This is a genomic window from Planotetraspora mira (assembly GCF_016863275.1).
Lineage (GTDB): Bacteria > Actinomycetota > Actinomycetes > Streptosporangiales > Streptosporangiaceae > Planotetraspora > Planotetraspora mira.
Genome location: NZ_BOOO01000034.1, coordinates 69,837 through 93,532, shown reverse-complemented (window position 1 = coordinate 93,532; position 23,696 = coordinate 69,837). Strand labels below are relative to the sequence as shown.

Below are 23,696 nucleotides of genomic sequence, written 5' to 3'. Positions count from 1 at the left end.
TCTGCATGGGGGCACCGTGAAACGACCGATCGCCGCGGCCGTTCTGGCCGCCGTCCTCATCCCGGCCGCCGGGTGCACGACGGCCGAATCCCCGTCGCCGACGCGGTCCGCGCTGTCCGCGAGGCCGACGGGCACGCCTGCGGCCACGACGGTGTCCGATCTCGGCGAGGACGAGATCGGCCACAGCCCCAACATGAAGGTGATCGCCAACGTGCCCCTGCACGCGCCCTTCAACGGGCCTGAGGCATGGGGAACCGACCTGGCGTTCCAGGGGAACTACGCCTTCGTCGGCAACTACGAGGGGTTCACCGTCCACGACATCGGCGACCCCACTCGTCCCAAGGCGGTGGCCCAGGTCGAGTGCCCGGGCGGGCAGAACGACATCTCCGTATCCGGAGACCTGCTGTTCCTCTCGGTCGACGAGCCCCGGTCCGATGACACCTGCGCGAGCACGCCGGCCGACCCCTTGGACGACGCCGAATGGGAGGGCATCCGGATCTTCGACATCTCGGACAAGACCCATCCCAGGTACGTCTCCGCCGTCCAGACCGAATGCGGCTCGCACACCCACGCGATCGTCCCCGGGAAGGACGCCGGCACGCTCTACCTCTACGTGTCCTCTCCCGGTCCGATGCCGGGTTCCAAGGGCTGCCCTCCCCCGCACGAGAACATCTCCATCGTCGAGGTCCCGGTCGGCGAACCCGCGAGCGCGCGGGTCGTGGCCAAGCCCGAGATCCTCAAGGACCGGGTGATCGACGAGGACTCGGACTTCCCGTCGGCCGGATGCCACGACATCACGGTCTACCCGGAGAAGGGCCTGGCGGCCGGCGCGTGCTTCGGCGACGGCATCCTGCTGGACATCTCCGACCCGGTGAAGCCTCGTCTGCTCCAGTCGGTGAGCGACAAGGAGAACTTCTCCATCTGGCACTCCGCGACGTTCAACGACGCCGGGACCAAGCTCGTCTTCAGCGACGAGCTCGGCGGCGGGATCGCCGCCACGTGCGGCGCGTCAGGCGAGCCCACCAAGGGCGCCGACGCGGTCTACGAGATCACGCCCGATCACGAGCTCGTACGGCGCGGCTACTTCAAGATCCCCCGCATCCAGACGGCGGAGGAGAACTGCGTGGCCCACAACGGGTCGCTGATCCCGGTCCCAGGCCGGGACATCATGGTCCAGGCCTGGTACATGGGCGGCGTCTCGGTCTTCGACTTCACCGACTCCGACCATCCGGAGGAGATCGCCTACTTCGAGCGGGGGCCGCTGAAGCCCGGCCTCCACCTCGGCGGCTCCTGGTCGGCGTACTACTACAACGGCTACATCTACTCGAGCGACATCACCAAGGGCCTCGACGTCCTGCGCGTCGACGACCCTCTCACCGATCCCGCGAAGTCGGTCCGGATGACGGAGCTCAACGCGCAGACCCAGCACTCGTACGGCGGGGCCTGATCGAGGAGATCGGCCTCAGGGGTCGATGTCTGCGGCGGACCGCTCGGCGAACGCCTTCATGGCCGCCAGCGTGATCGGGCCGGGCGCCTGCGGCAGCGCGGTGCCGTTCACGAGGTGGATCGGCTGGACGTCCCGCGTGGTGGAGGTCAGGAACGCCTCCTCGGCCTCGTACAACGCCGAGATCGGCACGTCGGCCTCCTCGCCGCCGTACCACTCCAGCGTGAGCGCGCGGGTGACCCCGGCCAGGCAGCCGGAGGCCAGCGTCGGCGTGATCAGCCGTCCGCCGGTCACGATGAAGATGTTGCTTCCGGTGCCCTCGCACAGGTCGCCGGCCAGGTTCTCGAAGATCGCCTCGCCGCCGCCGCGCTCCTTGGCGTACGCGAGCGCCTTGGCGTTGTCGCCGTAGGACGTGCTCTTGACGCCCGCGAGCGCGCCGCGCTCGTTGCGGGGCCACGGCACGACGGTGACGTCCCCGGTCGCCGGGAACGGCTTCTGCTCGCCGACGATGATGATCACACTGGGCCCGTCCGAGCCCCGGTCCGACCCCAGCGGGCCCGGCCCGCTCGTGTAGGTGATCCTGATCCTGGCCAGCGGCCACTTGGGGGCGGCGGCGAGACAGCGGCGCACGCCGTCGGCGATCGAGGCCACGTCCGGTTCGGGGAGGTCCATCCGCTTGGCCGACAGCGCCAGCCGGTCGAGGTGGCGGGTGAGCGCGAAGGCCACGCCCTCGACGCTCTTGATCGTCTCGAACACGCCGTCGCCGACCATGAGCCCGTGGTCGAACACCGAGACCACAGCCTTCTCGGGGTCCACGAGGTCCCCGTTCACCCAGATGGGTACAGCCATCTCCAACTCCATCTCTATGGTTCCGGATCGTTCCGTGAGGCGAGTCCGATGAGCCGGGCGGCCTTGAGCTCGGTCTCGTTCCACTCCAGCCGGGGATCGGAGCCCCACGTGATCCCCGCCCCCGTGCCGAACCGGATCGTGTCGTGCTCGATCCAGAAGGTCCGGATTCCGACGGCCAGCGCCGCCTCGCGGCGGTCGGCGTCGACCCAGCCCACCGCCCCACAGTATGGGCCCCGGGGCTCGGGTTCGAGCTCGTTGATGATGCGCAGCGCCGAAGATTTCGGCGCTCCCGTCACCGAACCGGGAGGGAAGGTCGCGGCGAACAGCTCGGGCCAGCCGATCCCGTCCGCCGGTCTCGCCCGCACCGTCGACACCAGGTGCACCAGCCCGGGGTGCTCCTCGATCTCGAAGAGTGAGGGCACCGACACAGAGCCTACCTCGGCCACCCGGCCGAGGTCGTTCCGGACGAGATCCACGATCATGAGGTTCTCGGGATAGTCCTTTTCGAGAAGGTCGCCCGCGGTCGCCCCGGTGCCCTTGATCGGCCGCGACTCGACCACGTCGTCCCTGCGCGAGAGGAACAGCTCCGGCGAGGCGGACACCACCGCGAGGCCAGGGACGTCGATCACCGCGGCGTAGGGCGCGGGGTTGCCCTCCGCCAGCCGTACGGCCAGGGCGAGCGGATCGGCGGGGCCACCGGGGCGCGGAAGCGGCGCGGACAGGATCCGGCAGAGGTTCGCCTGGTAGACCTCGCCCTGCTCGATGTAGTCCCTGATCCGCCGGACCCCCTGCTCGTAACCGGCCTGATCCAGCGAGCTCCGCCAGGTGTCCCTGGCCGGCCCGCGCCAGGGGTACGGCGAGGCCGGCAGCGGAGCGCGCCGTACATCGTCGAACCGCGCGCAGGTGACCTTGCCCTCGTAGGACACCACGACGGCCCACCAGCCGGAGCCGTCCAGCGCGGCCAGGTCGGTGGTCACGTCGCGGAGTCCCGTGGCCAGATATCCGCCGATATGAGCGAAGGCGTCGTACACGGATTCATTCTCCCAACCAGCGGACAATCAGGCGAAACGCCCGGCGGCCGCGTCGGGCGGGTCCACCGGCTCCGGCGGAGGTGAGCCCGCCAGGTGTGGAAGGCCATGCCGGAGGAAGTCCAGGAGCGCCCGGGCCGATGCCGTCGCGGGGCGCGGCAGCGCCGCGTATACGGTCCGGCGCGGCGCGAAGTCGCCGAGCGGTCGCAGCGCCAGATCGGCCCGTACGGCCGGCGCCGCGATGGCGGGCACCATCGTGATCCCGAGCCCGGCGGCCACGTATCCGAGCTTGCCCGTCCATTCGCCGATCCGGACCTCGACGCGGGGGGTGAATCCCGCCCGGGCGCACGCCTCGCCGAGCGTCGTGGCGCCGTCCGGCTGGGCACCGGCGATCCAGCTCTCGTCCCGCAGATCGCGCAGGTCGACCACGTCGGCCCCGGCCAGCGGGTGGTCGGCGGGCAGCGCGATCAGCAGTTCGTCCTCCAGCAGCGGCGTTATCTCGGTCTCCTCCCCGAGCGGCACGCCCGAGAAGTAGTCGCTGACCACCGCGATGTCGATCATGCCGTCCCTGACGCCCTCCACGAGCTCCCCGCTCAGGCCCTCGACCAGGCTGACGTCGACGCCGGGGAAGGCCGCCCGGAAGTCGCGGAGCGCGCCGGGCACCAGCGCGGCGTTGGCCGTCGCGAACGCGCCCACCCTCAGGCGGCCACCCGTGCCCCGCTGGATCGCGGCCAACTCCTCCTCCGCCATCGCGAGACGTTTGAGCACGTCACAGGCGTGCCGGTGCAGAGCGTGGCCGGCGGGCGTGAGCCGTACGCCACGAGGGAGCCGATCGAAGAGCGGGCCGCCCGCCTCGGCCTCCAGCGTCGCCACGCGCCGGGAGACGGCCGACTGGGTGTAGCTGAGCTCCAGCGCCGCCGCCGTGAAGGAGCCCGTGCGAGCCACCACATCGAGCAGCCGGAGCATGTCCGTTTCGAGCATCGGTCCATCCATGAGTGGGAGGCATGCGCCGCATGCAATCTACTCGTTGGTGGAATGGGAGGGTTCGCACATAGCGTCTACGCATGATTGCTTTCCTTGGATTGGGGCGCATGGGCGCCCTCATGGCCGGGCGGCTCGTGGACGCCGGCCACAAGGTGACCGTGTGGAACCGGACGCGGAAAGAGCTTCCCGGCGCGCAGACGGCCTCCTCCCCCGCCGAGGCCGTGGCGGACGCCGACCTGGTCGTGACGATGCTCAGCGATCCCGCGGCCGTGGACGAGGTGGCCAGGGCCGCGCTGCCGGGGCTGCGGCCCGGGACGGTGTTCGTGGAGATGTCCACCATCGGGCCGGAGGCGGTGGCGCGGCTGCGCGACCTGCTCCCCGAGTCCGTACGGCTCGTCGACGCTCCCGTTCTCGGCAGCCTGCAACCGGCGGCCGCGGGCACGCTGGCGGTCCTCGCGGGAGGCGCGCCGGAGGATCTCGCCCGCGTCCGCGACGTGCTGACGATCTTCGGGACGATCAGGGAGGCCGGTCCCCTCGGCGCGGGGGCGGCGCTGAAGCTCGCCGTGATGAGCGCTTCCGTGTCGGCCCAGGTCATGCTGGCGGAGAACCTGGCCTACGCGGAGGCCCTGGAACTGGATCGTTCGGTCTTCCTCGACACGCTGTCGGGCACCGCTCTCGCGGCGCTCGTCGAGCGCCTCCGTCCCGCGATCGAGTCGGGACCGCCGGCGACCGGCTACTCGCTCGGGTTGGCGGCCAAGGATCTGCGGCTGGCCACCGAAGGACCGGGCGCCGTGCAGACCGTGACGTCGTCGGCCAGGGACCGGCTGGCCCAGGCCGCCGGGGCCGGGCTCGGCGGCCAGGACATCACCGCGATCTTCACCGCGCCGTTGGAGGGTCCCTCGCCCGAAGCGGCGGCCCCGGCGGTGCTGAAGATCAACCCGCCGGCCGTCCCCGCCACCAACGGGTACTACTCGCACGCCACCCGGACGGGTGATCTCCTCTTCGTGTCCGGCCAGGTCGCCCTGGACGAGAAGGGCGAGGTCGTGGGCGAGGGCGACATGGCACGCCAGAGCGAGTTCATCCTCGGCAACCTCGAGCGCATCCTCGAGGACCAGGGCTCGTCGTTCGACCGGGTGCTGCACGTGCGGACGTTCCTGACCGACATGTCGCTGCTGCGCGAGTACGGCGACGTCCGGAGCCGGTACTTCACCGGCGAGCCCCCGGCCAGCACCACCGTGGAGGTGTCCCGCCTGTTCCAGCCGGGTCTGCTCATCGAGGTCGAGGTGGTCGCCGCGGCCGGCTGACCCCTTTCACCCGCGACGGCACGAGAAGAGGTACGGCCGGCATCCCCACCGGCCGTGCCCCTCTTGCAGATCGGTTACCATACGCCTTCATATGGTGACACTCTGCGATATGCCCGGGGGCGTGATGGAACTCGTACCAGGCAACTCCCTGATCACCGCGAGCCCTGAGGACGGGCGGGCCCTGGCCGTCCTGATCGCCAGGAACACGATTCACGCGATCCAGCCGGAGGCCGAGATCCTCCGGCGGGGCCGCGGCGAGAACGCCGCGGACCCCGACACGCGGACCTCCGCCGCGCACGTGATCTCGATCGAGTTCGCCACCATCGCCGCGGCCAACAACTACTGGCGCTGACCGGAGGGTCTCAGGACAGCGGGCCGGTGACGGACTCCGCGGCGGAGACCACCGCGCCGCTCGCGACGAGATCGACGACGGCCTCGATCTCGGGGGCGAGGAACCGGTCGGGCCCCGGCCCGGCGACCGACTCGCGCAGCAGCGCGACCACCGCGCCCGTCCCGGCGGCGGGCAGGTGCGGCGCGCGCAGGTCGAGCGCCCTGGCGGCCGTCAGCACCTCGATGGCCAGCACGCGGGTGAGCCCGTCGATCGCCCGCCGCAGCTTGCGGCCGGCCGACCAGCCCATGGAGACGTGGTCCTCCTGCATCGCGGAGCTCGGGATCGAGTCGACGCTCGCCGGCACGGCCAGCCGCTTGAGCTCGGAGACGATGGCGGCCTGCGTGTACTGGGCGATCATGTGGCCGGAGTCCACGCCGGGGTCGCCGGCCAGGAACGCGGGAAGCCCGTGGCTGCGCGCCACGTCGAGCATCCGGTCGGTCCGCCGTTCCGCGATCGACGCGAGGTCGGCGACCGCGATCGCCAGGAAGTCCAGGACGTACGCCACGGGGGCGCCGTGGAAGTTGCCGTTGGACTCGACCCGGCCGTCGGCGAGGACCACCGGGTTGTCGATCGCGCTGGCCAGTTCGCGCGCGGCGACGGTGGCGGCGTGGGCGACCGTGTCCCTGGCCGCGCCGGCGACCTGCGGCGCGCAGCGCAGGGAGTAGGCGTCCTGGACCCGGGTGCAGGAACCGTCACGGTGCGACTCCATGATCCCCGAGCCCTCGAGGAGGCCTCGCATGTTGGCCGCGGCCGCCGCCTGGCCGGGGTGCGGGCGCAGCGCCTGCAGGTCGGCGGCGAAGACGGCGTCGGTGCCGAGCAGCGCCTCGACGCTCATCGCGGCGCTGATGTCGGCGGTCTTGAGCAGCTTGATCAGGTCGTCGATGGCCAGGACCAGCATGCCCAGCATGCCGTCCGTGCCGTTGACGAGGGCGAGCCCCTCCTTGGCGGCGAGCTCGACCGGCTCGATGCCGCTCTGCTTCAGCGCCTCCTCGGCCGGCTTCACCTGGCCGTCCGCCGTACGGACGACTCCTTCGCCCATGAGCGTCAGCGCGACGTGGGAGAGCGGGGCGAGGTCACCCGAGCAGCCGAGGCTGCCGTACTCGTGGACCACGGGCGTGATCCCCGCGTTGAGCAGGGACTCCAGGACGCGGGCCGTCTTCTGGCGCACCCCGGTGTGCCCGGTGGCGAGCGTGTGCAGGCGCAGCAGCATCATCGCCCGCGTCACCTCGGTCTCCACCTCGGGGCCGGATCCGGCGGCGTGCGAGCGGATGAGGCTGCGCTGGAGTTGTGCCCGCAGCGCGGGGTCGATGTGCCGCGTGGCCAGGGCGCCGAAGCCCGTGGAGACGCCGTAGGCCGGGGTGTCGGCCTCGGCGAGGTCCTCGATCCGTCCACGGGAGGCGGCCATCTCCGCCAGCGCGTCGTCCGTCAGCCGCACGGACCCGCCGTGCCTGGCGACCTGGATGACGTCGTCGAAGGTCAGCGGTTCAGGCCCGACCGCCGTTGCCTCGCTGTCGTGCATCGTCCCACTCTCCCGGAGCCTCAGTGGCTCTTCGTGCGCTTGCAGGCCCGCCGGCGACCGCGGAGGTAACCAGCGTATTGCATGTTAGCTCCTTACATCCGAACGTCGACTCCAGACCGGCCCGCCCGGCCGCGGTCACCTCGATCGCCCGCCGGGTGGTCCCCCGCGCCAGCCACTCCAGGGCCACCATCCGCTCGAACATCGCCGCGCCGAGCGCGCCGCCGAGGTGGGGGCGGCGTTCCAGCCAGTCGAGACACGCGGGGGCGAACTTGCGGCGGCTGAGTCGTACGGCGTCGAGGTCGACCCCGAACGCGGTGACGGCGTCCCGGCCGCTGGAGGTGACCTCGCAGGAACCCTCGTCGGACTCCACGAGGTGGCCCTCTCGCAGCAGGGCGTCGTAGACCTCGACGCCGACCCTGCCCGCGAGGTGGTCGTAGCAGGTCCGCGCCTCCTGGAGCAGCCGGGCCTGCCGTGACTGCCTCAGCGAACGCACGGCGGGCCGCTCGCTGATCGTCGCGAGCACCTCGAGGACCTGGGCCACGTCGGGCCCGGAGAGCCGGAAGTAGCGGTGCCGCCCCTGGCTGATCATGGTGATCAGGCCGCCATCCCGCAGCCGGGCCAGGTGGGCGCTGGCGGTCTGCGGGGTCACCCCGGCCATCCGGGCGAGTTCACCCGCGGCGAGTGCCCGGCCGTCCAGGAGGGCGGTGAGCATGGCGGCGCGCGTGGCATCGGCGATCAGCGCCGCGACCGGGGCGATCTCCGCGTCCTGAGTGATGTATTCGGCGGGCATGTTTCGACGCTAACCCACCCATTGTTCGTCGGTCGCCGAAGCATCCCCTCCTGACGGCTCGCGCTGATTTGGGGTGTGGGCGGTGATTCGATAAAGTGCAACGCGTGAGTCCGCCCCGGCGGACGGCATGCGGAAGTGGCTCAGTGGTAGAGCATCACCTTGCCAAGGTGAGGGTCGCGGGTTCGAATCCCGTCTTCCGCTCGGAGTTGCACCTGGTGGAGTGGCCGAGAGGCGAGGCAACGGCCTGCAAAGCCGTCTACACGGGTTCAAATCCCGTCTCCACCTCTGGTCCGACACGGGCGATTAGCTCAGCGGGAGAGCGCTTCCCTGACACGGAAGAGGTCACTGGTTCAATCCCAGTATCGCCCACCATCTTTTCCCGGCCTTGACGGCCTGTTCGAAGCCGCCGGATCTCCGGCGGCTTTTCGCGTTTCCCGGATCCGATGACACCCTTCCGCGGTCCGCGTGGATCCCCCCGCCACCAGCGCTTTCACCCCTCTCCGCCGAGCCACCACCCCGAGAGTAGTTAGTTAGGCAAAGCAACTACTATCGGGACGAAGGAGGAGGACGTGCGCATGCGTGATGCGGGAAACTCCATGAACGCCCCGAAGGCTCCGGCCGGAACGGGGACGGCGGGCAGGCCACCGGACACGGCCCACCGGGCCGGTCGGCTCGATCGGGACCATCCCCGCTACAAGTGGGTGGCGCTGTCGAACACGACGGTCGGCATGTTGCTGGCCACCGTGAACTCGTCGATCGTCATCATCTCGCTTCCAGCGATCTTCAGGGGCATCGGGCTCAACCCGCTGGAGCCCGGCAACGTGAGCTTCCTGCTGTGGATGATCATGGGGTTCCTGCTCGTGTCCGCCGTGCTGGTCGTCCCGGCCGGCCGGCTCGGAGACATGTTCGGCCGGGTGCGGATCTACAACAGCGGGTTCGCGGTGTTCACCGTCGCCTCGATCGCGCTGTCACTCGATCCGCTGCACGGCGGATCGGGCGCGCTCTGGCTGATCGGCTGGCGGGTCGTGCAGGGCGTCGGCGGCGCCATGCTCTTCGCCAACTCCACGGCGATCCTCACCGACGCGTTCCCCGTGGAGCAGCGCGGCACGGCACTGGGCGTCAACCAGGTCGCCGCCATCGCCGGCTCGTTCCTCGGCCTGATCATCGGCGGTCTCCTCGCGGAGTGGGACTGGCGGGTCGTGTTCCTGGTCAGCGTCCCGATCGGCCTGGTCGGCACCATCTGGTCCTACGCCTCCCTGCACGAATTGGGCGAGCGCCGTCCCGCCCGGCTCGACCTGGCCGGCAACATCACCTTCGCGCTGGGGCTCGGTGTGGTGCTGGCCGCCATCACCTACGGCATCCAGCCGTACGGCGGGCACAGCACGGGCTGGGCGAACCCGTGGGTCCTCGGCGGGATCGGCGGCGGCGTCCTGCTGCTGATCGCGTTCTGTGTGATCGAGAGCAGGGTCGCGGAACCCATGTTCCAGCTGAGCCTGTTCCGGATCCCGCAGTTCTCCGCGGGCAGCCTGGCCGTGCTGCTGTCGGCGATCGGGCGGGGCGGCCTGCAGTTCATGCTGATCATCTGGCTGCAGGGCATCTGGCTGCCGTTGCACGGCTTCGCCTTCGAGGAGACCCCGCTGTGGGCGGGCATCTACATGTTGCCGCTGACGGTGGGCTTCCTGGCCGCGGGCCCGGTGTCGGGCTACCTGTCGGACAGGTACGGGCAGCGGCTGTTCGCCTCCGGCGGCCTGATCATCGTGGCCGCCGCCTTCCTCGGGCTGATGGCGCTGCCGGTCGACTTCCCCTACTGGGTGTTCGCGGCGCTGCTGGCGGTCAGCGGGATCGGCTCGGGCGTCTTCTCCTCACCCAACACCTCCCGGGTGATGAGCAGCGTGCCCGCCCACCAGCGGGGGGCCGCCGCCGGGATGCGCGGCACCTTCCAGAACTCCGGGCAGGCCCTGTCCATCGGCGTCTTCTTCTCGCTGCTCATCATCGGCCTCGCTTCCGGGCTGCCGAACGCCCTCACCTCGGGCCTGGAGAGATCCGGGGTCCCTGTGGCCGTCGCCCAGTCGGTCGGCCACCTGCCGCCCGTCGGCAGCCTGTTCGCCGCCTTCCTGGGCTACAACCCCATCCGGACGATCCTGCCGCCGGACGTGCTGCGTTCGCTGCCGCCCGACACGCAGGCGCGGCTGACCGGGAACGAGTTCTTCCCTGATCTGATCTCCGCGCCCGTCCACCAGGGCCTCGTTGTGGTCTTCTCCGCGGCCGCCGTCATGATGGTCATCGGGGCGATCGCCTCGCTGCTGGACGGCCGGCGACGGACGACCACCACCATCTGACCGGACCTTTCCACCACCTGCGGCCCGGACGGGTCTCCGCAGAACATACGAGTAAGAGGATCAGCGATGAACGATGCCATCTGGGCCGGCACGATCTCTGTCGCCGGACACGAGAACGCCGAACTCGAGGCCTACCTGGCCCGGCCGCTCGGTGAGGAGCCCCGCGGCGGTGTGGTGGTGATCCACCACATGCCCGGCTACGACGAGGCCTCCAAGGAGATCGTCCGCAAGTTCGCGGCCCACGGCTACGCCGCCGTCTGCCCGAACCTGTACTCGCGGGAGGGCGCGGGCGTCAGCCCGGACGACCAGGCCGCGGCCGCGCGGGCCAAGGGTGGCATCCCCGACGAGCAGCTCGTCGGCGACGTGGCCGGAGCCGCCGCTCATCTGAACGGGCTCGACCACGCCAACGGCAAGATCGGCGTGATCGGCTTCTGCTCAGGCGGCCGTCAGACGTTCCTGGCCGCCTGCTCGCTCCAGATCGACGCGGCGGTGGACTGCTACGGAGCCTTCGTGGTCAACCAGCCGCCCGCGGAATCCGGCATGAAGGTCACTTCGCTGCTGTCCAAGGCGCCCGACCTGTCCAGCCCGCTGCTCGGCCTGTTCGGCGCCGACGACTCCTTCCCCGGCCCCGAGGAGGTCGCAGTCCTGGCCGCGGAGCTCGAGAAGCTGGGCAAGGAACACGAGTTCCACACCTACCCCGACGCCGGCCACGCGTTCTTCGCCGTCGACAGGCCCTCCTACCGTCCCGCCGCCGCCGTGGACGGCTGGAAGAAGATCTTCGACTTCTACGGCCGCCACCTCAGCGCCTGACAGGAGCCACGATGTGCACCTATCTCACCCAGAAGATCGAGCTTGACGGCGCCGCCAAGGGGGCGGCCGGCTGGTTCACGCTCAGCGACGGCGCCGTCTACGTCGACCACCCGTACCACGCGACGCACGAACACACGCTGAACATCGACTTCACCAACCCCGGCGAGGGCCCGTCGGCGCGGGTCGCGGTCGAGCTCACGGAGGAGGCCGCGCTGGCGCTGGTCGAGGCCATCCAGAAGGCGCTGGCCGCGGCACCGCCCGGGCTCGCGTCGGGCGCGCACGCACGCGCCGCCTCCTGAGACCCTCCCCCTTCCCCGTGGCGGCCGGAGGCCCGCGCCCGTCTCAGCGGCGCTGAGCGGCGTGGGTCATCCGGCCCGGCCGGACAGCTGGTCGAACAGAGCGAGAGCGGCCAGGCGCACCTCATCGGGGGCGATGCCGTCCAGGGTGCTGCGGGCGTGGTCGTTGTCACGCGTGGTGGCGCACGTGATGGCGACCGAGGCGGCGGCCGCGTGACGAAGCGACCCGGCGGGCGCGTTGTCCGCCATTTCCTGGGCGCTCGTGGCGAGATCGAGGTTGTCCCTGCTGAGTGGGCTGGTCACCGAGGTCTCCTGGAGTGTTCGTGATTGCAGCCATTATTAGTCATCCCTGCCCGCGTGCGACCATCGCCCACCCGTATCGCCTGACTGGTCGCGGCATGGAACCGGCCCCGGATCCTCCGTACGGGATCCGGGGCCGGCGGTCATGCGGGGCGAGGGCGCCGTCGAACCAGGTCAGACATGGTCAGACGTGGTCAGGCCGGGGTTCGGGCCTGGGTCGGACCTGATTCGGGCCCGGTCAGCCGAGCCAGGTGGCGACCTGGCTCATGGAGCTGGAGGCCCAGCCGAGCTTGAGGTGGTTCAGGCCGAGGACGGCGGTGGCCGCACGGTTGGCGATCCCGTCGGGCGCGGAGCAACTGGCGACGAAGACCGCCCCGTCGGACGGGCCCGTGTGCTCGTTGTGCAGGAGCGCCATGTCCGGGGTGTTGCCGCAGAGTTGGTAGACCGGCACGCTCGCCGGGGTGCCCGCGTTGATCAGGGGCACGACCAGCGAGCCCCGGTCGATGGCGTACTGGATGCCGCGGCCCGCGGTGTAGAAGCCCGTGCCGCCGTAGTACGTGGTGTACCAGTCCTGCTCGGTGGCGGGCAGGGGGTAGACGTCGTCCCACCGGTAGAGCATGTCGTCGGAGCCCGGGTAGGCGTCGCCCTCATAGCTCAGGTCGGTGTGGGTGCGCCAGAGGCCGTAGCAGACCATCTTCGTGTGCGGTGCGGGCGCGTTGAGCGTGCCCCCACATTCCGGAAATATCGCGAAATCGTGGGTCCAGCCGTGCCGGTAGCCCCAGTCGAAGCCCTTGTTGGGACCGCCGAGCAGGATCAGCTTCCTGACGTCGCCCCTGTACGCGGTGCCCCACGACTTGCGCAGCGACGAGACGTACATGCGGGCGTTGAACGCGCCCTTGGACCAGCCGACCACGTCGACCTGGGACGCGCCCGTCTTGGCCCTGATCAGGGAGACGGCGTCGGCGATCTGCTCCGACCAGTAGTACCCGTCGCCGGTGGTGTGCGGGAACCCGATCGCGAAGACCTTGTAGCCCTTGCCGCTCAGGCTCTGCATGAGACCGGTCGTGGGGCAGCTCGCCTGGCCGCAGCCGTACGCGCCGGCGGCGTTGGGGTTCGCCCAGGCCTGGTCGGCCGTCTGGTTGGCGCCGTGGACGAGCAGCACGGGGACGGGCTTGGCCCCGGTCTGCCATCCCGGCGCCGAGTAGAGCAGGAAGCGCGAGGAGTGCGGGCGGGCCACGTCACCGAACAGGTGCTTCGTCTGGCCCGTCTGGTCGCCCCGCCCGTCCGACGGGTACGTCTCGGCCACGAAGGCGGTGGAGTTGTCCTTGTACCGCTCGACCTGCGCCCAGCCGTTCTGCAGCCCGGACGCGTACGTGGCCTCCAGTGTCACGGAACCGGTGGCAGAGGCGGGCGCGGCCGGGGCCGCGAGCACGATGGCGGCCACCAGCCCCAGGGCGGCCGGCAACCGGCCCCAAGGACGTCGTCTCATCACATCTCCCTTGACGCTCCACCCCCGTGACAGACACCAGTTCGCCCGATGGAGGCGGCCGGATCAATGTGGGCGGCCCACATGCCCCGGGCGCCGGCGGTGGGGGAACAGCTCAGAGCGCGGCGCGCACGGCCTCGGCGAGTTCAAGGAGGTGGTGGTCGTCGCGGGCGGTGAGCTGGAGATCCACGAAGATCTCGTGTGCGCCCGCGTCCGCGGCGGCGGACAGGTAGCCGGCGATCTGCGCCACCGTGCCGGCTCTCGGGACACGCGCTTGCGGGACGGGCTCGTCGGTGATGATCGGGTTGCTGCGCAGGGCCATGCGCAGCGCGTCGGGGTCCCGGCCCGCCTCCTCCGCGCTCCTGCGGATGGCCTCCCACATGGAGGTGAGAGCGGGGATCGGGAGCGCGGCGGGCAGCCAGCCGTCCGCCCTGCGCCCGACGCGCTCCAGGGCCGCCGGGGCGAACCCGGACAGGTAGAGCGGCGGCCTGGCGACCGGCTTGGGGAAGATGTGGCTGGCGGAGACCGCCCAGCGCTCGTCCTCGTAGGAGACCGGATCGGTGGTCCAGACGGCGTCCAGCAGATCGAGGACGGCGTCGAACCGCGACCCGCGGGACTTCCAGGGCACGCCCACCGCGGCGTACTCGTCGGAGGACCAGCCCAGCCCCAGGCCCACGAGGAGGCGCCCGCCGCTCAACTGGTCGACGGTGGCGAGCGAACGGGCCAGCAGCACGGGCGGGTACCAGCAGGCGTTGAGCACGCTGGTGCCGAGCCGTACCCGCGTGGTGCTCGCCGCGGCGACCGACAACACCGCGACGGGGTCGAGGAAGACCCGGTGAGCCTCCGGGATGGTCCCGTCCCCGCCGGGATAGGGGTCCCTGGGCTTGAGCGGAGTCATCAGCCGGTCACCGGCCCACAGGCTCGAGAAGCCGAGAGACTCGGCCTCCCGCGCCACCAGGCGGACGCTCTCCAGCGACGCGAACCGCCCGTACTGGGCGAGCGCTAGACCGATCTCCACGCTGGACCTCGCTGTCAGATCTTGCGGCCCACACCGCAGAGGATGAGTGACGTCTCCGGCGGGTCGAACTGGACGGAGATGTCCGGCCGCCATTCCGGCAACCAGACCAGGCCCGGCTCCACCAGGTCGAATCCGTCGAACAGGGTCCCGATCTCGTCGCGGGTACGCAGCACCAGCGGCGAGGTGGCGCCCTGGTAGACCTGGGTGCCGGCCGTCACGGCCGCGGGGCGGGCGTCGCGCGTGCCGTGCGACAGGACGAGGAAGCTGCCCGGCGGCAGCGCGTCCCGCAGAGTGGTGAGGATGCGCGCGGGATCGTCGCCGTCCGGGATGAAGTGCATGATCGCGACGAGGAGCAGGCCGACGGGCTTGCCGAAGTCGATGGCCTTGACCACGTCCTCGTGGTTGAGGATCTCCTCGGGGCGCCGCAGGTCGCCCTCGACGACGGTGGTCGTCCCGCCCGCACCCGCCAGCAGGGCCCGCGCGTGACCGAGCACGACGGGGTCCTTGTCCACGTAGACGACCCGGGCGTCATCGATGACCTCGGCGGCCACCTCGTGGACGTTGCCCTGGGTGGGCAGACCGGTACCGATATCCAGGAACTGGGTGATACCGGATTCGGCCAGGAACCGTACGGCCCGGCCGAGGAACGCCCTGTTCTCACGGGCGGCGAGCCGCAACTCCGGCGCGACGGCGAGGATCCGCTCGGCGGCCTCACGGTCGGCGGCGAAGTTGTCCTTGCCACCCAGGTAGTAGTCGTACAACCGCGCGATGTTGGGCGTGGTCGGATCGAAGCCCCAGGATCGGCGATCTTGCCCCAAGGAGCACTCCCCCGTGCGTGTTCATGATCTCGACGGTGATCAGCATATCCAGCTTGTCGGGAATGTCGGCATCGGGGGCGGACAATCCGGGGCACGTTCTCAGAGAGACGACCGCCGCACGGCGACCACGAACTCCTCGACCACCCCACGGTCCGGCCGCTCGGGAAGCGCCGTCCCCGCCGCCGTCCGCGCGGCGATCTCGGTCACCAGTTCGTCGCGCCAGCGTCGCACCTCCGGCCAGTCCGCCCGGCCGTGCCGTACGGCCAGGAGCCGGTCTCGATGGGCGTCCACGCGGACGAGGGGCTCACCGTCGACCGCGAGATTGAGCGCGCCCAGCAACAGCCGGATCACGTGCATGGCCATCTTCGCCCGCCTGGCCTCGCCCATCGGAGAACCCGGCCTTCTCGACCCGTCCGGATCGAGGCGGCGGAACTGGTCGTCCGCGGCGGAGGCGAACGTCTCCACGGCCCGGCGGGACAGGAAGGCCCTCCTGATCGCCAGCAGGTCGTCGCCGATCCGGGTCGAGTGCTCGACGATCGGGGACCACAGGCATTCGAGGACGGTCGGGTTGGCGCCCAGAGCGAGCACACAGAAGCGCTCGACCTCCCAGGAGAACTGCTCGGGCATCGGGCCCTCGACGTGGGTCGGCGGCTTGTCCAGGCGCCAGAACAGCGGGGTCGGGGTCACGAAGACGCCCCGTCTGTCGGTGTCCGACCCTTCCGTCTCCAGCCCGTACGCGCGTGAGCCGGTCACCACCGACAACACGGTCTGCCCGGGGAGTTGGAGCACCATGCGGGGATCATGCCATGGCCATCCGACTTCCTTTGTGGAAGTTCCTTCTCAAAAGTAAGCTAATCTGCTGGCAGGTGATTTGACTTATGACGACAAAAGATGATTTCGAGGCTCGGTGTCCGTCGTTCCAGGCCGCGATCGAGCTGGTCGGACGGCGCTGGAACGGCGCGATCCTCATGGCCGCCCAGGACGGGGCCCGGCGCTACAGCGAGTACCTCGCCGCGGTGCCCGGCATCTCCGACCGGGTGCTCGCCCAGCGGCTCAGGGAGCTGGACGCCGCCCAGGTGCTGGTCCGGGAGGTCCAGCCGACGACACCCGTCCAGATCACCTACTCACTCACTGATAGAGGCAAGGAGCTGGCCCTCGCCGTGCAGCCGCTGGTCGCGTGGGGGGAACGCTGGCTCGGGAGAGGTACGGAAGACGATGGCTGATTTCGGGCACGAGCTGTGGTTCGGCGCGTTCCTCACGCCGGACGCGGCCGGACGCCACCGGCTGGAACGGCAGGCCGTGCTGGCCGAGGATCTCGGGCTGGACATCCTCGGCATACAGGACCACCCCTACCAGCCGTCGTTCCTCGACACCTGGACACTGCTGTCCGTGCTCGCCGCGCGCACGTCACGGATCCGGCTGTTCCCCGATGTGATCAACCTGCCGCTGCGCCCGCCCGCCGTGCTCGCGCGCAGCGCCGCCTCACTCGACCTGCTGAGCGGCGGCCGGATCGAGCTGGGCCTCGGCTCAGGAGCCTTCCCCGCCGGCGTGACGGCCATGGGCGGGCCGCGCCGCACCCCGGCGGAGTCGGTCGAGGCGCTGGAGGAGGCCATCGAGGTCATGCGGGCGTTGTGGACCCCCGGTGACGGCGTGCGCCTGGACGGCCGGCACTACCGGCTCGACGGCGCCCAGCCCGGGCCGTTCCCCGCGCACCCCATCGGCCTGTGGATCGGCTCCTACAAGCGGAGGATGCTGGAGCTGACCGGGCGGCTCGGCGACGGATGGGTCCCGTCGTCCGCCTACGCGGCGCCGTCCGAGCTGGCGGGCATGTCGGCGATCATCGACGCCGCCGCCGAGCAGACGGGGCGCGAACCCGCCGACGTGCGGCGCGTCTACAACATCTCCGGGCGGTTCTCCGGCCTCTCAGGCGGCGGCTTCCTCGACGGCCCGCCTCCGCTCTGGGCCGAGCAGCTCACCGAGCTCACGCTCCTCTACGGCATGAGCGTGTTCGTGCTCGCCTCCAACGACGAGCGGAGCCTCAGGACGTTCGCCGAAGAGGTAGCGCCCGCGGTCCGCGACGCGGTGACGCGCGAGCGCCCCTCCCCCCGCGGAGAGCCGGCCCCGGCCGCTCCCCCCGCCGTCATGGCGACAGCGGGGCGCGGGTCGGTGAGCGTCCTCGACGAGGCGACCCGGCCGCGGTCCGTCAAGCGCGACATCAACGCCCTTCCCCCGGCGAAGCGGGCGAACGGGCAGCGCCTGGTGCTCATCCACGACCACCTCCGGCAGGAGCTCACGCAGATCAGGGACGCCCTGGAGCAGGTCGCGGACGGGCAGGGCGACGCCGCCTCCCTCCGGTCGATGATCAACCAGCTGACCATGCGGCAGAACTACTGGACGCTCGGGACGTTCTGCGCGTCCTACTGCCGCCTGCTCACCACCCACCACACCATCGAGGACGAGCACATGTTCCCGATGCTGACCGGGGCGGAGCCGTCCCTCGCTCCGGTGGTCGAGCGGCTCGAGCAGGAGCACGAGGTCATCGCCGCCGTGCTGACCGGCCTCGACGTGGCCCTCGTGGCGATGATCGAGGACCCGGAGAAGCTCGACGGCGTGCGCCTGCAGGTCGACCTGCTCGCCGACGCCCTGCTGTCGCACCTCGGTTACGAGGAGGAGGAACTGGTGGAGCCGCTCGCACGGCTCGACCTCGACATCTGAGGTCGCGGCCACGAAATTCGGATGCGGCGGAGGACCCCGGCTTCCTATCCTCCGGACCATGCGGGACATCAGGCTGCTGCCGAAGGCTCATCTGCACGTCCACCTGGAGAGCACGATCCGATGGGCGACGCTCCGGGAGATCGGCGCGGCGAACGGGGTGGACGTCCCCTCGCACGGCGGCGACGACGGGGCGCCGCTCGCCTTCGACGGCTTCCGGCAGTTCGCCGACCACAACTCTCTCGTGCGGAGTTGCCTGCGCAGGCCGGAGGACTTCCACCGGATCGCGGTGGAGTTCTGCGAGGACGAGGCGGCCCAGGGCACCGGCTACGCGGAGGTGACGTTCACCGCGGCCTCCCACGGCGAACGGCTGGACGACCTGGAGATGCCGCTGGAGGCCGTGCTGCACGGGCTCGCGGAGGGCCAGGCGGCGTACGGCGTGGAGTGCCGGGTGGTGCTCGACCATTCGCGGCGCCGGTCGACGGACCGGGCCTGGCGCACGGTGAAACTGGCCGCCCGTCACGCGGCCGTCGTCGGCGTGGGCGTGGCCGGGGAGGAGTCCTATCCGCTGGCCCCGTTCTCCGAGGTCTTCGCGGCCGCCAGAGACGCGGGCCTCCACGTGGTCCACCACGCCGGGGAGACCTGCGGCGCGGCGAGCATCCGCGAGGCGATCGGCCCCGGCGGCACCGAGCGGCTGGGGCACGGGATCCGGGTGCTGGACGACCCGGAACTCGTGGCCGAGGTGCGGGACCGGGCGATCCCGCTCGAGGTGTGCCCCTCGTCGAACGTCACCCTGGGGATCGCGGGCTCCCTCGCCGCCCATCCCCTGCCCCGGCTGCGCGACGCCGGTCTCGTCGTCACGTTGAACACCGACATCCCGTCGATCGCCGGAACGACGTTGTCGCAGGAGTACGCCCGCGTCCGGGAGGCCTTCGGGTACGGCGACGAGGTCATGGCCGAGTTCGCACGGGCCTCGATCGAGGCCTCGTTCGCGTCCGCCGGGACGAAGGAGCGGCTGATCGCTCAGGCGGACGCCTGGCTGGCCGCCCCGGACGCCTGAGTGTCGCGGCGGCTCGTGTGGCGTATCGGTCCTCCGTAATCACTTCGTTCCCGACCGTGAGCAATGGTTTACTCACGAGACATGGCCACATTCTGGAATGATCTCCTGGATATCGTGTCGGAGATCGAAAGACAGTGACCGATGCCACCTATAGATGAAATAACCGCCTTCACGTCGGCCCATCCGGTCGGCACCGTCGTGATCTGTGTGTTATCCCTTGCCGTGCTGGCCCTGGTCTTCTTCGTCCTGCGCGCCGCCTTCCGCGCCGTGACGAGGCTCCTGCGCCGCCACGCCGCCGGCCGCCCGGCGGAGGACATCCTCACCATCGTCGCCGCCAGCATCGCCACCGGCGTCTCCGCTCAGGGCATGTGGCGCTTCTCCGGCGACGTCCTCGGGTTCGACGGGCCGCTGCGACTGCTGCTGTTCGCGTTCATCGAAGTCGCCGTGATCACCAGCGCCGTCCGGGCCCGCCGCAACATGCGGGAGAACTACTCCGCGGGCATCGACGGAATCGCCGTGTGGGCCCTCACCGGCCTGTCCGCGGTGTTGTCCAGCCTGGACGCCAGGAGCCTCGCCGAGGCGCTGTTCCGGCTCGCCGCGCCGCTGGTCGCCGCGTGGTTGTGGGAGCGCGGCATGGCGATCGAACGGCACCGCATCACGGGCCGCGCCCGCATCAACTGGCGGCTCACCCCCGAGCGCGTTCTGGTCAGGATCGGGCTGGCCGAGGCGAGCGACAGGACCGCGAGCGAGGTGGACGCCCACCGCAGGCTCACCCGCGTCGCCCTGGCCGCCAAGCGCGCCCGTGCCCTGCGCGAGGCGGGCGCCTCCGACCGCAGGATGCGCGCCGCCCTCACCCGGCTCGACAGGGAGATGGACCGGGCCGTGGAGTACACAGGCCTGGCGATCGACGCGGAGCGCCAGGAGGCGCTGTTGTCCCAGATTGGAGCGCTCTACAACACGGCCGCCCTCATCGACCTGAACCCGCCCGTCCCGTGGGCGCCCGAGCCGGAGGAGCCTCCCGCCCGCCCGGCCCTGGTCGCCGGGACCACCGGGGTCGACGACGAGGACGAGATCCGCCGGGCCGAGAGCGGCCCCCCGATCATCGACACCGCGCAGCGCGCCGCCGGGATCCGGGCCGCCAGGGAGTACTGGGACCACCAGATCGAGCGCAAGTTCGTGCCGCGGGCGGCCGACATCGCGCTGGAGATCGGCATCCCGCTCGACACCGCCCGCGAGTACCGCTCGTTGTGGAAGCTCGAGGCGAAGGCGCACGCCCTGATCGAGGCCGCCTACAACGAGCACGGCATCCTCGACACCGGGACGTTCCCCGCCATCGAGGTCGACGAGCCGGTCCTGTCGGCCACCTCGGCCGGCGGATCGCCGTCCAACGGTTCACCGGTGAACGGCTCATCGGCCAACGGGGCCTCGCCCGGCCGGTGACGAGTCGCCTGGGCCCGCCGGACCCCGGCGCCTACGACCTCAGAGCCTCGCGCACCCGCGCGGCCTTGACGGCGGCGGAGAGAGTCGCGATGTCGTAGGCGCCGTGGTGGCGCCGCCCGTTGATGAAGAACGTGGGAGTGCCGGACACGCCGCTCAGGTCGGCGGAGTCCATGTCCTCCTCGATCCTTTCGGCCCCGGCACGGTTGTCGAGGTCGTCCCTGAACCGCTCGGTGTCGAGACCGATCTGCTCGGCGTAGGTGACGAGGTCGGGCAGCAGCAGGTCGCCCTGGTGGACGAGCAGCAGGTCGTGCATCTCCCAGAAGGCCCCCTGTTCGGCCGCCGCCTCGGCCGCCTCCGCGGCGAGCTGGGCGGACGGGTGGACGTCGCGCAGCGGGAGGTGCCGCCAGACGTACCGGACGTCCCCGAAGTCGGCGAGGATCTCGCGCACCACCGGCTCGGCCAGGCCGCAGTAGGGGCACTCGAAGTCGCCGTATTCCACCAGGGTCACCTGCGCGTCCTCCGGGCCACGCAGGTGGTCGCGGTCCGGGTCGACCGGGTCGACGAGGTCGACGATGCTCTCGGCGGTGCCGAGCAGCGCCCTGGCCCGGGCCTTCTTCGGCAACATGGCGGTCGCACGCGACACGATCCACGTGATGACCGAGGCGCACAGGGCGGCGGCGAGGATGCCGAACTTGGCCTCTTCCAGCTCCGTGCCGCTGAAGGCGAGCGTGGCGATCAGCAGCGAGACGGTGAACCCGATCCCCGCGATGGTGCCGACGCCGGCGACCGCCGCCCACCCCACCGGAGGACGCACCCGCCCGCCGCTGAGCCGGCTGACCAGCCAGGTCGAGCCGATGATGCCGACGGGCTTGCCCACCACGTAGGCGATCAGGATGCCCAGTGTGATCGGCGAGGTGACCGCGCGCACCAGGAACTCCCCGCTGAGCGGGATGCCCGCGTTCGACAGCGCGAACAGCGGGACGATCACATAGCTCGTCCACGGGTGATAGAGCTGCTGGAGCCGGTGGTTCCGCGAGACGGCGTTCACCACACCCGCGCTCGCCGACCGGGCGAGTTCGGCCGTCGGCTGCTCACGGAACAGCCGGAACAGGTCGCTCGCCCGCTCCAGGTCGGTGCGGGCCGCGGGCGACGCGTTCGTCAGCAGCCCCATCGCCAGGCCGACGACGACGGGTTCGACGCCCGACTCGAACAGCGCGACCCAGGTCGCGATCCCGAGTGCGGCGTAGAGGAATCCCCCCCGCACCGAGCGGGACTTGAGCACCACGGTGACCGCGAAGATCGCGATCGCGATCAGGAGCGGGAACGCCGACACGTGCTCGCTGTAGAAGATCGCGATGACGCAGAGGGCGATCAGGTCGTCGACGACGGTGACGGTCAGCATGTAGGTGTGCGCGCGGGAGGGGAAGCGGGAGGCGACCAGGGCCAGCATCCCCAGAGCGAAGGCCGTGTCCGTCGACATCGCGGCGCCCCAGCCGTTCGCGGACGGCAGGCCGTGGTTGAACAGCAGGTAGATCACGATGGGCACGACCATCCCGCCGATGCCCGCGATGACCGGCAGTGCGAGCCTGCGTCGGTCGCGCAGCTCCCCCATGTCGAACTCGCGGCGCGCCTCCAGGCCCACCACGAAGAAGAAGAAGGTCATCAGACCGGCGTTGACCCAGTGCCTCAGGTCCTGGGCGACGGCCGCGTCGCCGAGCCGTACGGACAGGTTCGTGCCCCACAGGGCCTCGTAGGACCGGAGATCGACGTTGGCCCAGACGAGGGCCGCCACGGTGGCCGCCAGCAGGATGGCGGCACTGCCGGTCTCCGTGCGCAGGAATTCGCGCAACGGCGTCTCGAGTTGCCTGACCCAGGTGGTCCGTCCCGAGAACGTGGTGGAGGCTTCGCGCGGTTCCGTCACGTCTCCTGTGACATATATCGGCGGCGACACATTCCCGGACCGGCGACCGAGTTCGCAAAAGTCATCGAAATGACAACAGATGTACGGCCCACTGGGACATACGCCTCAGGCAACTACACTCCTACCTTCTTGTGACATCTCCACCTGACTTACGGGCGTCCAATCTGTGGGACCACAGAGGAGGCTCGATGGAGATCTCGGGGGACGGCGCGGGAAACCGGGTGGCGCGGCTCGCCGGTGCGCGCGAGCAGGTCAGGCAGGCACGCCGGCTGGTGTCGGCCGTCCTGGGGCGCGACCACCCACGACACGACGACTGCGTGCTGCTGACCAGTGAGATCGTCACCAACGCGGTCATCCACTCACGATCGGGCCAGGGCGGCACGTTCGTCGTCACCGTCTCGCGACTCCCCGACCGGGTGCGGATCCGCGTGGAGGACGACGGATCGGCGGGCCCCCCGTGCGCGGGGCACGCGGTGCCGAACGGCTCGAGCGGACGAGGGTTGCCCCTGCTGGACGCGCTGTCCGACCGCTGGGGGATCATCCGCGAGGACGGCAGGAACGACGTGTGGTTCGAGGTCGGGAACGAGGCCGCGCGGGAGGCCTCAGGAGCCCTCGAGGACGGAGACGAGGGAGCCGCAGACCTTTATCACCTCGAACCGATGACCGGTGACGGTGAACTGATCGCCCACCTTGACGGTCAGCGGGCCCGGATCGCCCGGCGCGCCCCCCATCAGCGTAAGCGTCGCCTCGTGGTCGTCCCCGATCGTGTTGATCCCGGCGCGGGCACCTCCGGGCAGGGGGGTCGTTCCGCCCCTGATGATGTGGACGGCGTCGGGACTGTCCGTCCCGGAACACCGCTCCTTGGTCTCCTTGGTCTCCTGGCCGGTGGACTGGCAGCCCGCGACCATGACCAGCGCGGCGAGAAGGATCGGCGCCCGCCTCACGACCCGGCCTCCAGGTCGGCGTATCCCCGCCCGGCCGCCTCGATCGCGGTCACGGTGTACGACCGGTCGGCGATGTCGACGGTGTCGCCCACGCCCAGTTCGTAGGTGCCGCTCGGCACGCCGTCGACGTTCACGGTGACGACGACCTGCCCGGCGCTCAGGTCGTTGATCCCCACGAGCAGGGACGCCCCGTCGTGCTCCAGTCGGTACGGGATGCCGCGGCGCAGCCGCCACTCTTCCATG

23 protein-coding genes, 3 tRNA genes and 1 pseudogene are annotated in these 23,696 nt (G+C 70.7%); 14 read left to right on the top strand and 13 right to left on the bottom strand.

Going from position 1 to position 23,696, the window contains the following annotated elements; genetic code table 11:
• Nucleotides 1-16: 16 nt before the first annotated feature.
• Entirely contained in the window at nucleotides 17-1,447 is a 1,431-nt protein-coding gene (locus Pmi06nite_RS28370) for an LVIVD repeat-containing protein (protein WP_239114255.1), read from the top strand.
• A gap of 15 nt (nucleotides 1,448-1,462) precedes the next feature.
• On the opposite strand, the gene Pmi06nite_RS28365 is transcribed toward Pmi06nite_RS28370, so the two are convergent.
• From Pmi06nite_RS28365 to Pmi06nite_RS28355, 3 genes are read right to left on the bottom strand one after another with little or no spacing between them, the layout of a single operon-like run.
• Nucleotides 1,463-2,293, bottom strand: a complete 831-nt coding sequence (locus Pmi06nite_RS28365; RefSeq protein ID WP_203956197.1) for an aminotransferase class IV — start codon at nucleotides 2,291-2,293, stop codon at nucleotides 1,463-1,465.
• A 14-nt stretch (nucleotides 2,294-2,307) separates the two neighbouring features.
• Nucleotides 2,308-3,324, bottom strand: coding sequence for a chorismate-binding protein (locus Pmi06nite_RS28360; RefSeq protein ID WP_203956196.1), 1,017 nt, complete (start codon nucleotides 3,322-3,324; stop codon nucleotides 2,308-2,310).
• 27 nt (nucleotides 3,325-3,351) lie between these two features.
• Nucleotides 3,352-4,302: a LysR family transcriptional regulator gene (locus Pmi06nite_RS28355; protein WP_203956195.1), complete on the bottom strand. Its 951-nt coding sequence runs from the start codon at nucleotides 4,300-4,302 to the stop codon at nucleotides 3,352-3,354.
• 83 nt (nucleotides 4,303-4,385) lie between these two features.
• Between Pmi06nite_RS28355 and Pmi06nite_RS28350 the strand changes: the two genes are divergently transcribed.
• The gene (locus Pmi06nite_RS28350) at nucleotides 4,386-5,609 is read left to right on the top strand and encodes an NAD(P)-binding domain-containing protein (protein ID WP_203956194.1); all 1,224 of its coding nucleotides are present in this window, start codon (nucleotides 4,386-4,388) and stop codon (nucleotides 5,607-5,609) included.
• A gap of 124 nt (nucleotides 5,610-5,733) precedes the next feature.
• Nucleotides 5,734-5,961 carry a hexameric tyrosine-coordinated heme protein gene (locus tag Pmi06nite_RS28345; protein WP_203956193.1) on the top strand — a complete coding sequence of 76 codons (228 nt, stop codon included), beginning with the start codon at nucleotides 5,734-5,736 and terminating at the stop codon, nucleotides 5,959-5,961.
• 10 nt (nucleotides 5,962-5,971) lie between these two features.
• On the opposite strand, the gene hutH is transcribed toward Pmi06nite_RS28345, so the two are convergent.
• Nucleotides 5,972-7,519 (bottom strand): histidine ammonia-lyase, encoded by a 1,548-nt coding sequence (hutH, locus tag Pmi06nite_RS28340; protein ID WP_203956192.1) that lies wholly within the window; start codon nucleotides 7,517-7,519, stop codon nucleotides 5,972-5,974.
• The gene (locus tag Pmi06nite_RS28335; protein WP_203956191.1) at nucleotides 7,485-8,309 is read right to left on the bottom strand and encodes an ArsR/SmtB family transcription factor; all 825 of its coding nucleotides are present in this window, start codon (nucleotides 8,307-8,309) and stop codon (nucleotides 7,485-7,487) included. Before Pmi06nite_RS28335 ends, hutH begins: the two co-directional genes overlap by 35 nt.
• A gap of 129 nt (nucleotides 8,310-8,438) precedes the next feature.
• Between Pmi06nite_RS28335 and Pmi06nite_RS28330 the strand changes: the two genes are divergently transcribed.
• The 6 genes from Pmi06nite_RS28330 to Pmi06nite_RS28305 all read left to right on the top strand — a co-directional run bounded on the left by Pmi06nite_RS28330 (nucleotide 8,439) and on the right by Pmi06nite_RS28305 (nucleotide 11,757).
• A tRNA-Gly gene (locus tag Pmi06nite_RS28330) sits at nucleotides 8,439-8,510 on the top strand.
• Between the two features lie 13 nt (nucleotides 8,511-8,523).
• Nucleotides 8,524-8,594 (top strand) — tRNA-Cys (locus Pmi06nite_RS28325).
• Nucleotides 8,595-8,606: 12 nt separating this feature from the next.
• Nucleotides 8,607-8,681, top strand: a tRNA-Val gene (locus Pmi06nite_RS28320).
• A 203-nt stretch (nucleotides 8,682-8,884) separates the two neighbouring features.
• Nucleotides 8,885-10,648, top strand: a complete 1,764-nt coding sequence (locus tag Pmi06nite_RS28315) for an MFS transporter (protein WP_239114268.1) — start codon at nucleotides 8,885-8,887, stop codon at nucleotides 10,646-10,648.
• 66 nt (nucleotides 10,649-10,714) lie between these two features.
• Nucleotides 10,715-11,458: a dienelactone hydrolase family protein gene (locus Pmi06nite_RS28310; protein WP_203956190.1), complete on the top strand. Its 744-nt coding sequence runs from the start codon at nucleotides 10,715-10,717 to the stop codon at nucleotides 11,456-11,458.
• Nucleotides 11,459-11,469: 11 nt separating this feature from the next.
• Nucleotides 11,470-11,757: a DUF6295 family protein gene (locus Pmi06nite_RS28305; protein WP_203956189.1), complete on the top strand. Its 288-nt coding sequence runs from the start codon at nucleotides 11,470-11,472 to the stop codon at nucleotides 11,755-11,757.
• Nucleotides 11,758-11,823: 66 nt separating this feature from the next.
• Here the strand turns inward: Pmi06nite_RS28305 and Pmi06nite_RS28300 are convergent, their stop codons facing one another.
• The 5 genes from Pmi06nite_RS28300 to Pmi06nite_RS28280 form a co-directional block, all read right to left on the bottom strand.
• A complete protein-coding gene (locus Pmi06nite_RS28300; RefSeq protein WP_203956188.1) occupies nucleotides 11,824-12,057 on the bottom strand; it encodes a hypothetical protein in 234 nt (77 codons plus the stop codon).
• Nucleotides 12,058-12,292: 235 nt separating this feature from the next.
• Nucleotides 12,293-13,543, bottom strand: coding sequence for an esterase/lipase family protein (locus Pmi06nite_RS28295; RefSeq protein WP_203956187.1), 1,251 nt, complete (start codon nucleotides 13,541-13,543; stop codon nucleotides 12,293-12,295).
• 112 nt (nucleotides 13,544-13,655) lie between these two features.
• Nucleotides 13,656-14,558, bottom strand: a complete 903-nt coding sequence (locus Pmi06nite_RS28290) for a TIGR03619 family F420-dependent LLM class oxidoreductase (protein WP_203956186.1) — start codon at nucleotides 14,556-14,558, stop codon at nucleotides 13,656-13,658.
• A gap of 14 nt (nucleotides 14,559-14,572) precedes the next feature.
• On the bottom strand, nucleotides 14,573-15,376 hold the full coding sequence (locus tag Pmi06nite_RS28285; protein ID WP_203956185.1) for an SAM-dependent methyltransferase: 804 nt from the start codon (nucleotides 15,374-15,376) through the stop codon (nucleotides 14,573-14,575).
• A gap of 99 nt (nucleotides 15,377-15,475) precedes the next feature.
• The gene (locus Pmi06nite_RS28280; protein WP_203956184.1) at nucleotides 15,476-16,168 is read right to left on the bottom strand and encodes a nucleotidyltransferase domain-containing protein; all 693 of its coding nucleotides are present in this window, start codon (nucleotides 16,166-16,168) and stop codon (nucleotides 15,476-15,478) included.
• Between the two features lie 86 nt (nucleotides 16,169-16,254).
• Between Pmi06nite_RS28280 and Pmi06nite_RS28275 the strand changes: the two genes are divergently transcribed.
• The 4 genes from Pmi06nite_RS28275 (at nucleotide 16,255) to Pmi06nite_RS28260 (ending at nucleotide 20,588) form a co-directional block, all read left to right on the top strand.
• Entirely contained in the window at nucleotides 16,255-16,599 is a 345-nt protein-coding gene (locus Pmi06nite_RS28275; protein WP_203956183.1) for a winged helix-turn-helix transcriptional regulator, read from the top strand.
• Nucleotides 16,592-18,091, top strand: a complete 1,500-nt coding sequence (locus Pmi06nite_RS28270) for an LLM class flavin-dependent oxidoreductase (RefSeq protein WP_203956182.1) — start codon at nucleotides 16,592-16,594, stop codon at nucleotides 18,089-18,091. Before Pmi06nite_RS28275 ends, Pmi06nite_RS28270 begins: the two co-directional genes overlap by 8 nt.
• 58 nt (nucleotides 18,092-18,149) lie before the next feature.
• Entirely contained in the window at nucleotides 18,150-19,148 is a 999-nt protein-coding gene (gene add, locus Pmi06nite_RS28265) for an adenosine deaminase (protein ID WP_203956181.1), read from the top strand.
• 207 nt (nucleotides 19,149-19,355) lie between these two features.
• Entirely contained in the window at nucleotides 19,356-20,588 is a 1,233-nt protein-coding gene (locus Pmi06nite_RS28260) for a hypothetical protein (RefSeq protein ID WP_203956180.1), read from the top strand.
• A gap of 31 nt (nucleotides 20,589-20,619) precedes the next feature.
• Here Pmi06nite_RS28260 and nhaA read toward each other — a convergent pair whose 3' ends face one another.
• Nucleotides 20,620-22,509, bottom strand: coding sequence for a Na+/H+ antiporter NhaA (gene nhaA / locus Pmi06nite_RS28255; protein ID WP_203956179.1), 1,890 nt, complete (start codon nucleotides 22,507-22,509; stop codon nucleotides 20,620-20,622).
• A gap of 188 nt (nucleotides 22,510-22,697) precedes the next feature.
• Here nhaA and Pmi06nite_RS42135 point away from each other — a divergent pair.
• Nucleotides 22,698-23,069 (top strand): annotated as a pseudogene (locus tag Pmi06nite_RS42135) (ATP-binding protein); the annotation flags it as partial.
• A 42-nt stretch (nucleotides 23,070-23,111) separates the two neighbouring features.
• On the opposite strand, the gene Pmi06nite_RS42130 reads toward Pmi06nite_RS42135, so the two are convergent.
• Nucleotides 23,112-23,453 carry a hypothetical protein gene (locus tag Pmi06nite_RS42130; protein ID WP_239114271.1) on the bottom strand — a complete coding sequence of 114 codons (342 nt, stop codon included), beginning with the start codon at nucleotides 23,451-23,453 and terminating at the stop codon, nucleotides 23,112-23,114.
• Nucleotides 23,450-23,695 carry a DUF6406 domain-containing protein gene (locus Pmi06nite_RS28245; RefSeq protein WP_203956177.1) on the bottom strand — a complete coding sequence of 82 codons (246 nt, stop codon included), beginning with the start codon at nucleotides 23,693-23,695 and terminating at the stop codon, nucleotides 23,450-23,452. The genes Pmi06nite_RS42130 and Pmi06nite_RS28245 overlap by 4 nt, the downstream gene beginning before the upstream one ends.
• Between the last annotated feature and the right edge of the window lies 1 nt (nucleotide 23,696).

Coding starts and splice junctions, on each gene's coding strand:
- Pmi06nite_RS28365 (WP_203956197.1), bottom strand. CDS start 2,293: ATGGCTGTACCCATCTGGGTGAACGGGGACCTCGTGGACCCCGAGAAG.
- Pmi06nite_RS28355 (WP_203956195.1), bottom strand. CDS start 4,302: ATGCTCGAAACGGACATGCTCCGGCTGCTCGATGTGGTGGCTCGCACG.
- Pmi06nite_RS28350 (WP_203956194.1), top strand. CDS start 4,386: ATGATTGCTTTCCTTGGATTGGGGCGCATGGGCGCCCTCATGGCCGGG.
- Pmi06nite_RS28345 (WP_203956193.1), top strand. CDS start 5,734: ATGGAACTCGTACCAGGCAACTCCCTGATCACCGCGAGCCCTGAGGAC.
- hutH (WP_203956192.1), bottom strand. CDS start 7,519: ATGCACGACAGCGAGGCAACGGCGGTCGGGCCTGAACCGCTGACCTTC.
- Pmi06nite_RS28335 (WP_203956191.1), bottom strand. CDS start 8,309: ATGCCCGCCGAATACATCACTCAGGACGCGGAGATCGCCCCGGTCGCG.
- Pmi06nite_RS28315 (WP_239114268.1), top strand. CDS start 8,885: ATGCGTGATGCGGGAAACTCCATGAACGCCCCGAAGGCTCCGGCCGGA.
- Pmi06nite_RS28310 (WP_203956190.1), top strand. CDS start 10,715: ATGAACGATGCCATCTGGGCCGGCACGATCTCTGTCGCCGGACACGAG.
- Pmi06nite_RS28305 (WP_203956189.1), top strand. CDS start 11,470: ATGTGCACCTATCTCACCCAGAAGATCGAGCTTGACGGCGCCGCCAAG.
- Pmi06nite_RS28295 (WP_203956187.1), bottom strand. CDS start 13,543: ATGAGACGACGTCCTTGGGGCCGGTTGCCGGCCGCCCTGGGGCTGGTG.
- Pmi06nite_RS28280 (WP_203956184.1), bottom strand. CDS start 16,168: ATGGTGCTCCAACTCCCCGGGCAGACCGTGTTGTCGGTGGTGACCGGC.
- Pmi06nite_RS28275 (WP_203956183.1), top strand. CDS start 16,255: ATGACGACAAAAGATGATTTCGAGGCTCGGTGTCCGTCGTTCCAGGCC.
- Pmi06nite_RS28270 (WP_203956182.1), top strand. CDS start 16,592: ATGGCTGATTTCGGGCACGAGCTGTGGTTCGGCGCGTTCCTCACGCCG.
- add (WP_203956181.1), top strand. CDS start 18,150: ATGCGGGACATCAGGCTGCTGCCGAAGGCTCATCTGCACGTCCACCTG.
- Pmi06nite_RS28245 (WP_203956177.1), bottom strand. CDS start 23,695: ATGGAAGAGTGGCGGCTGCGCCGCGGCATCCCGTACCGACTGGAGCAC.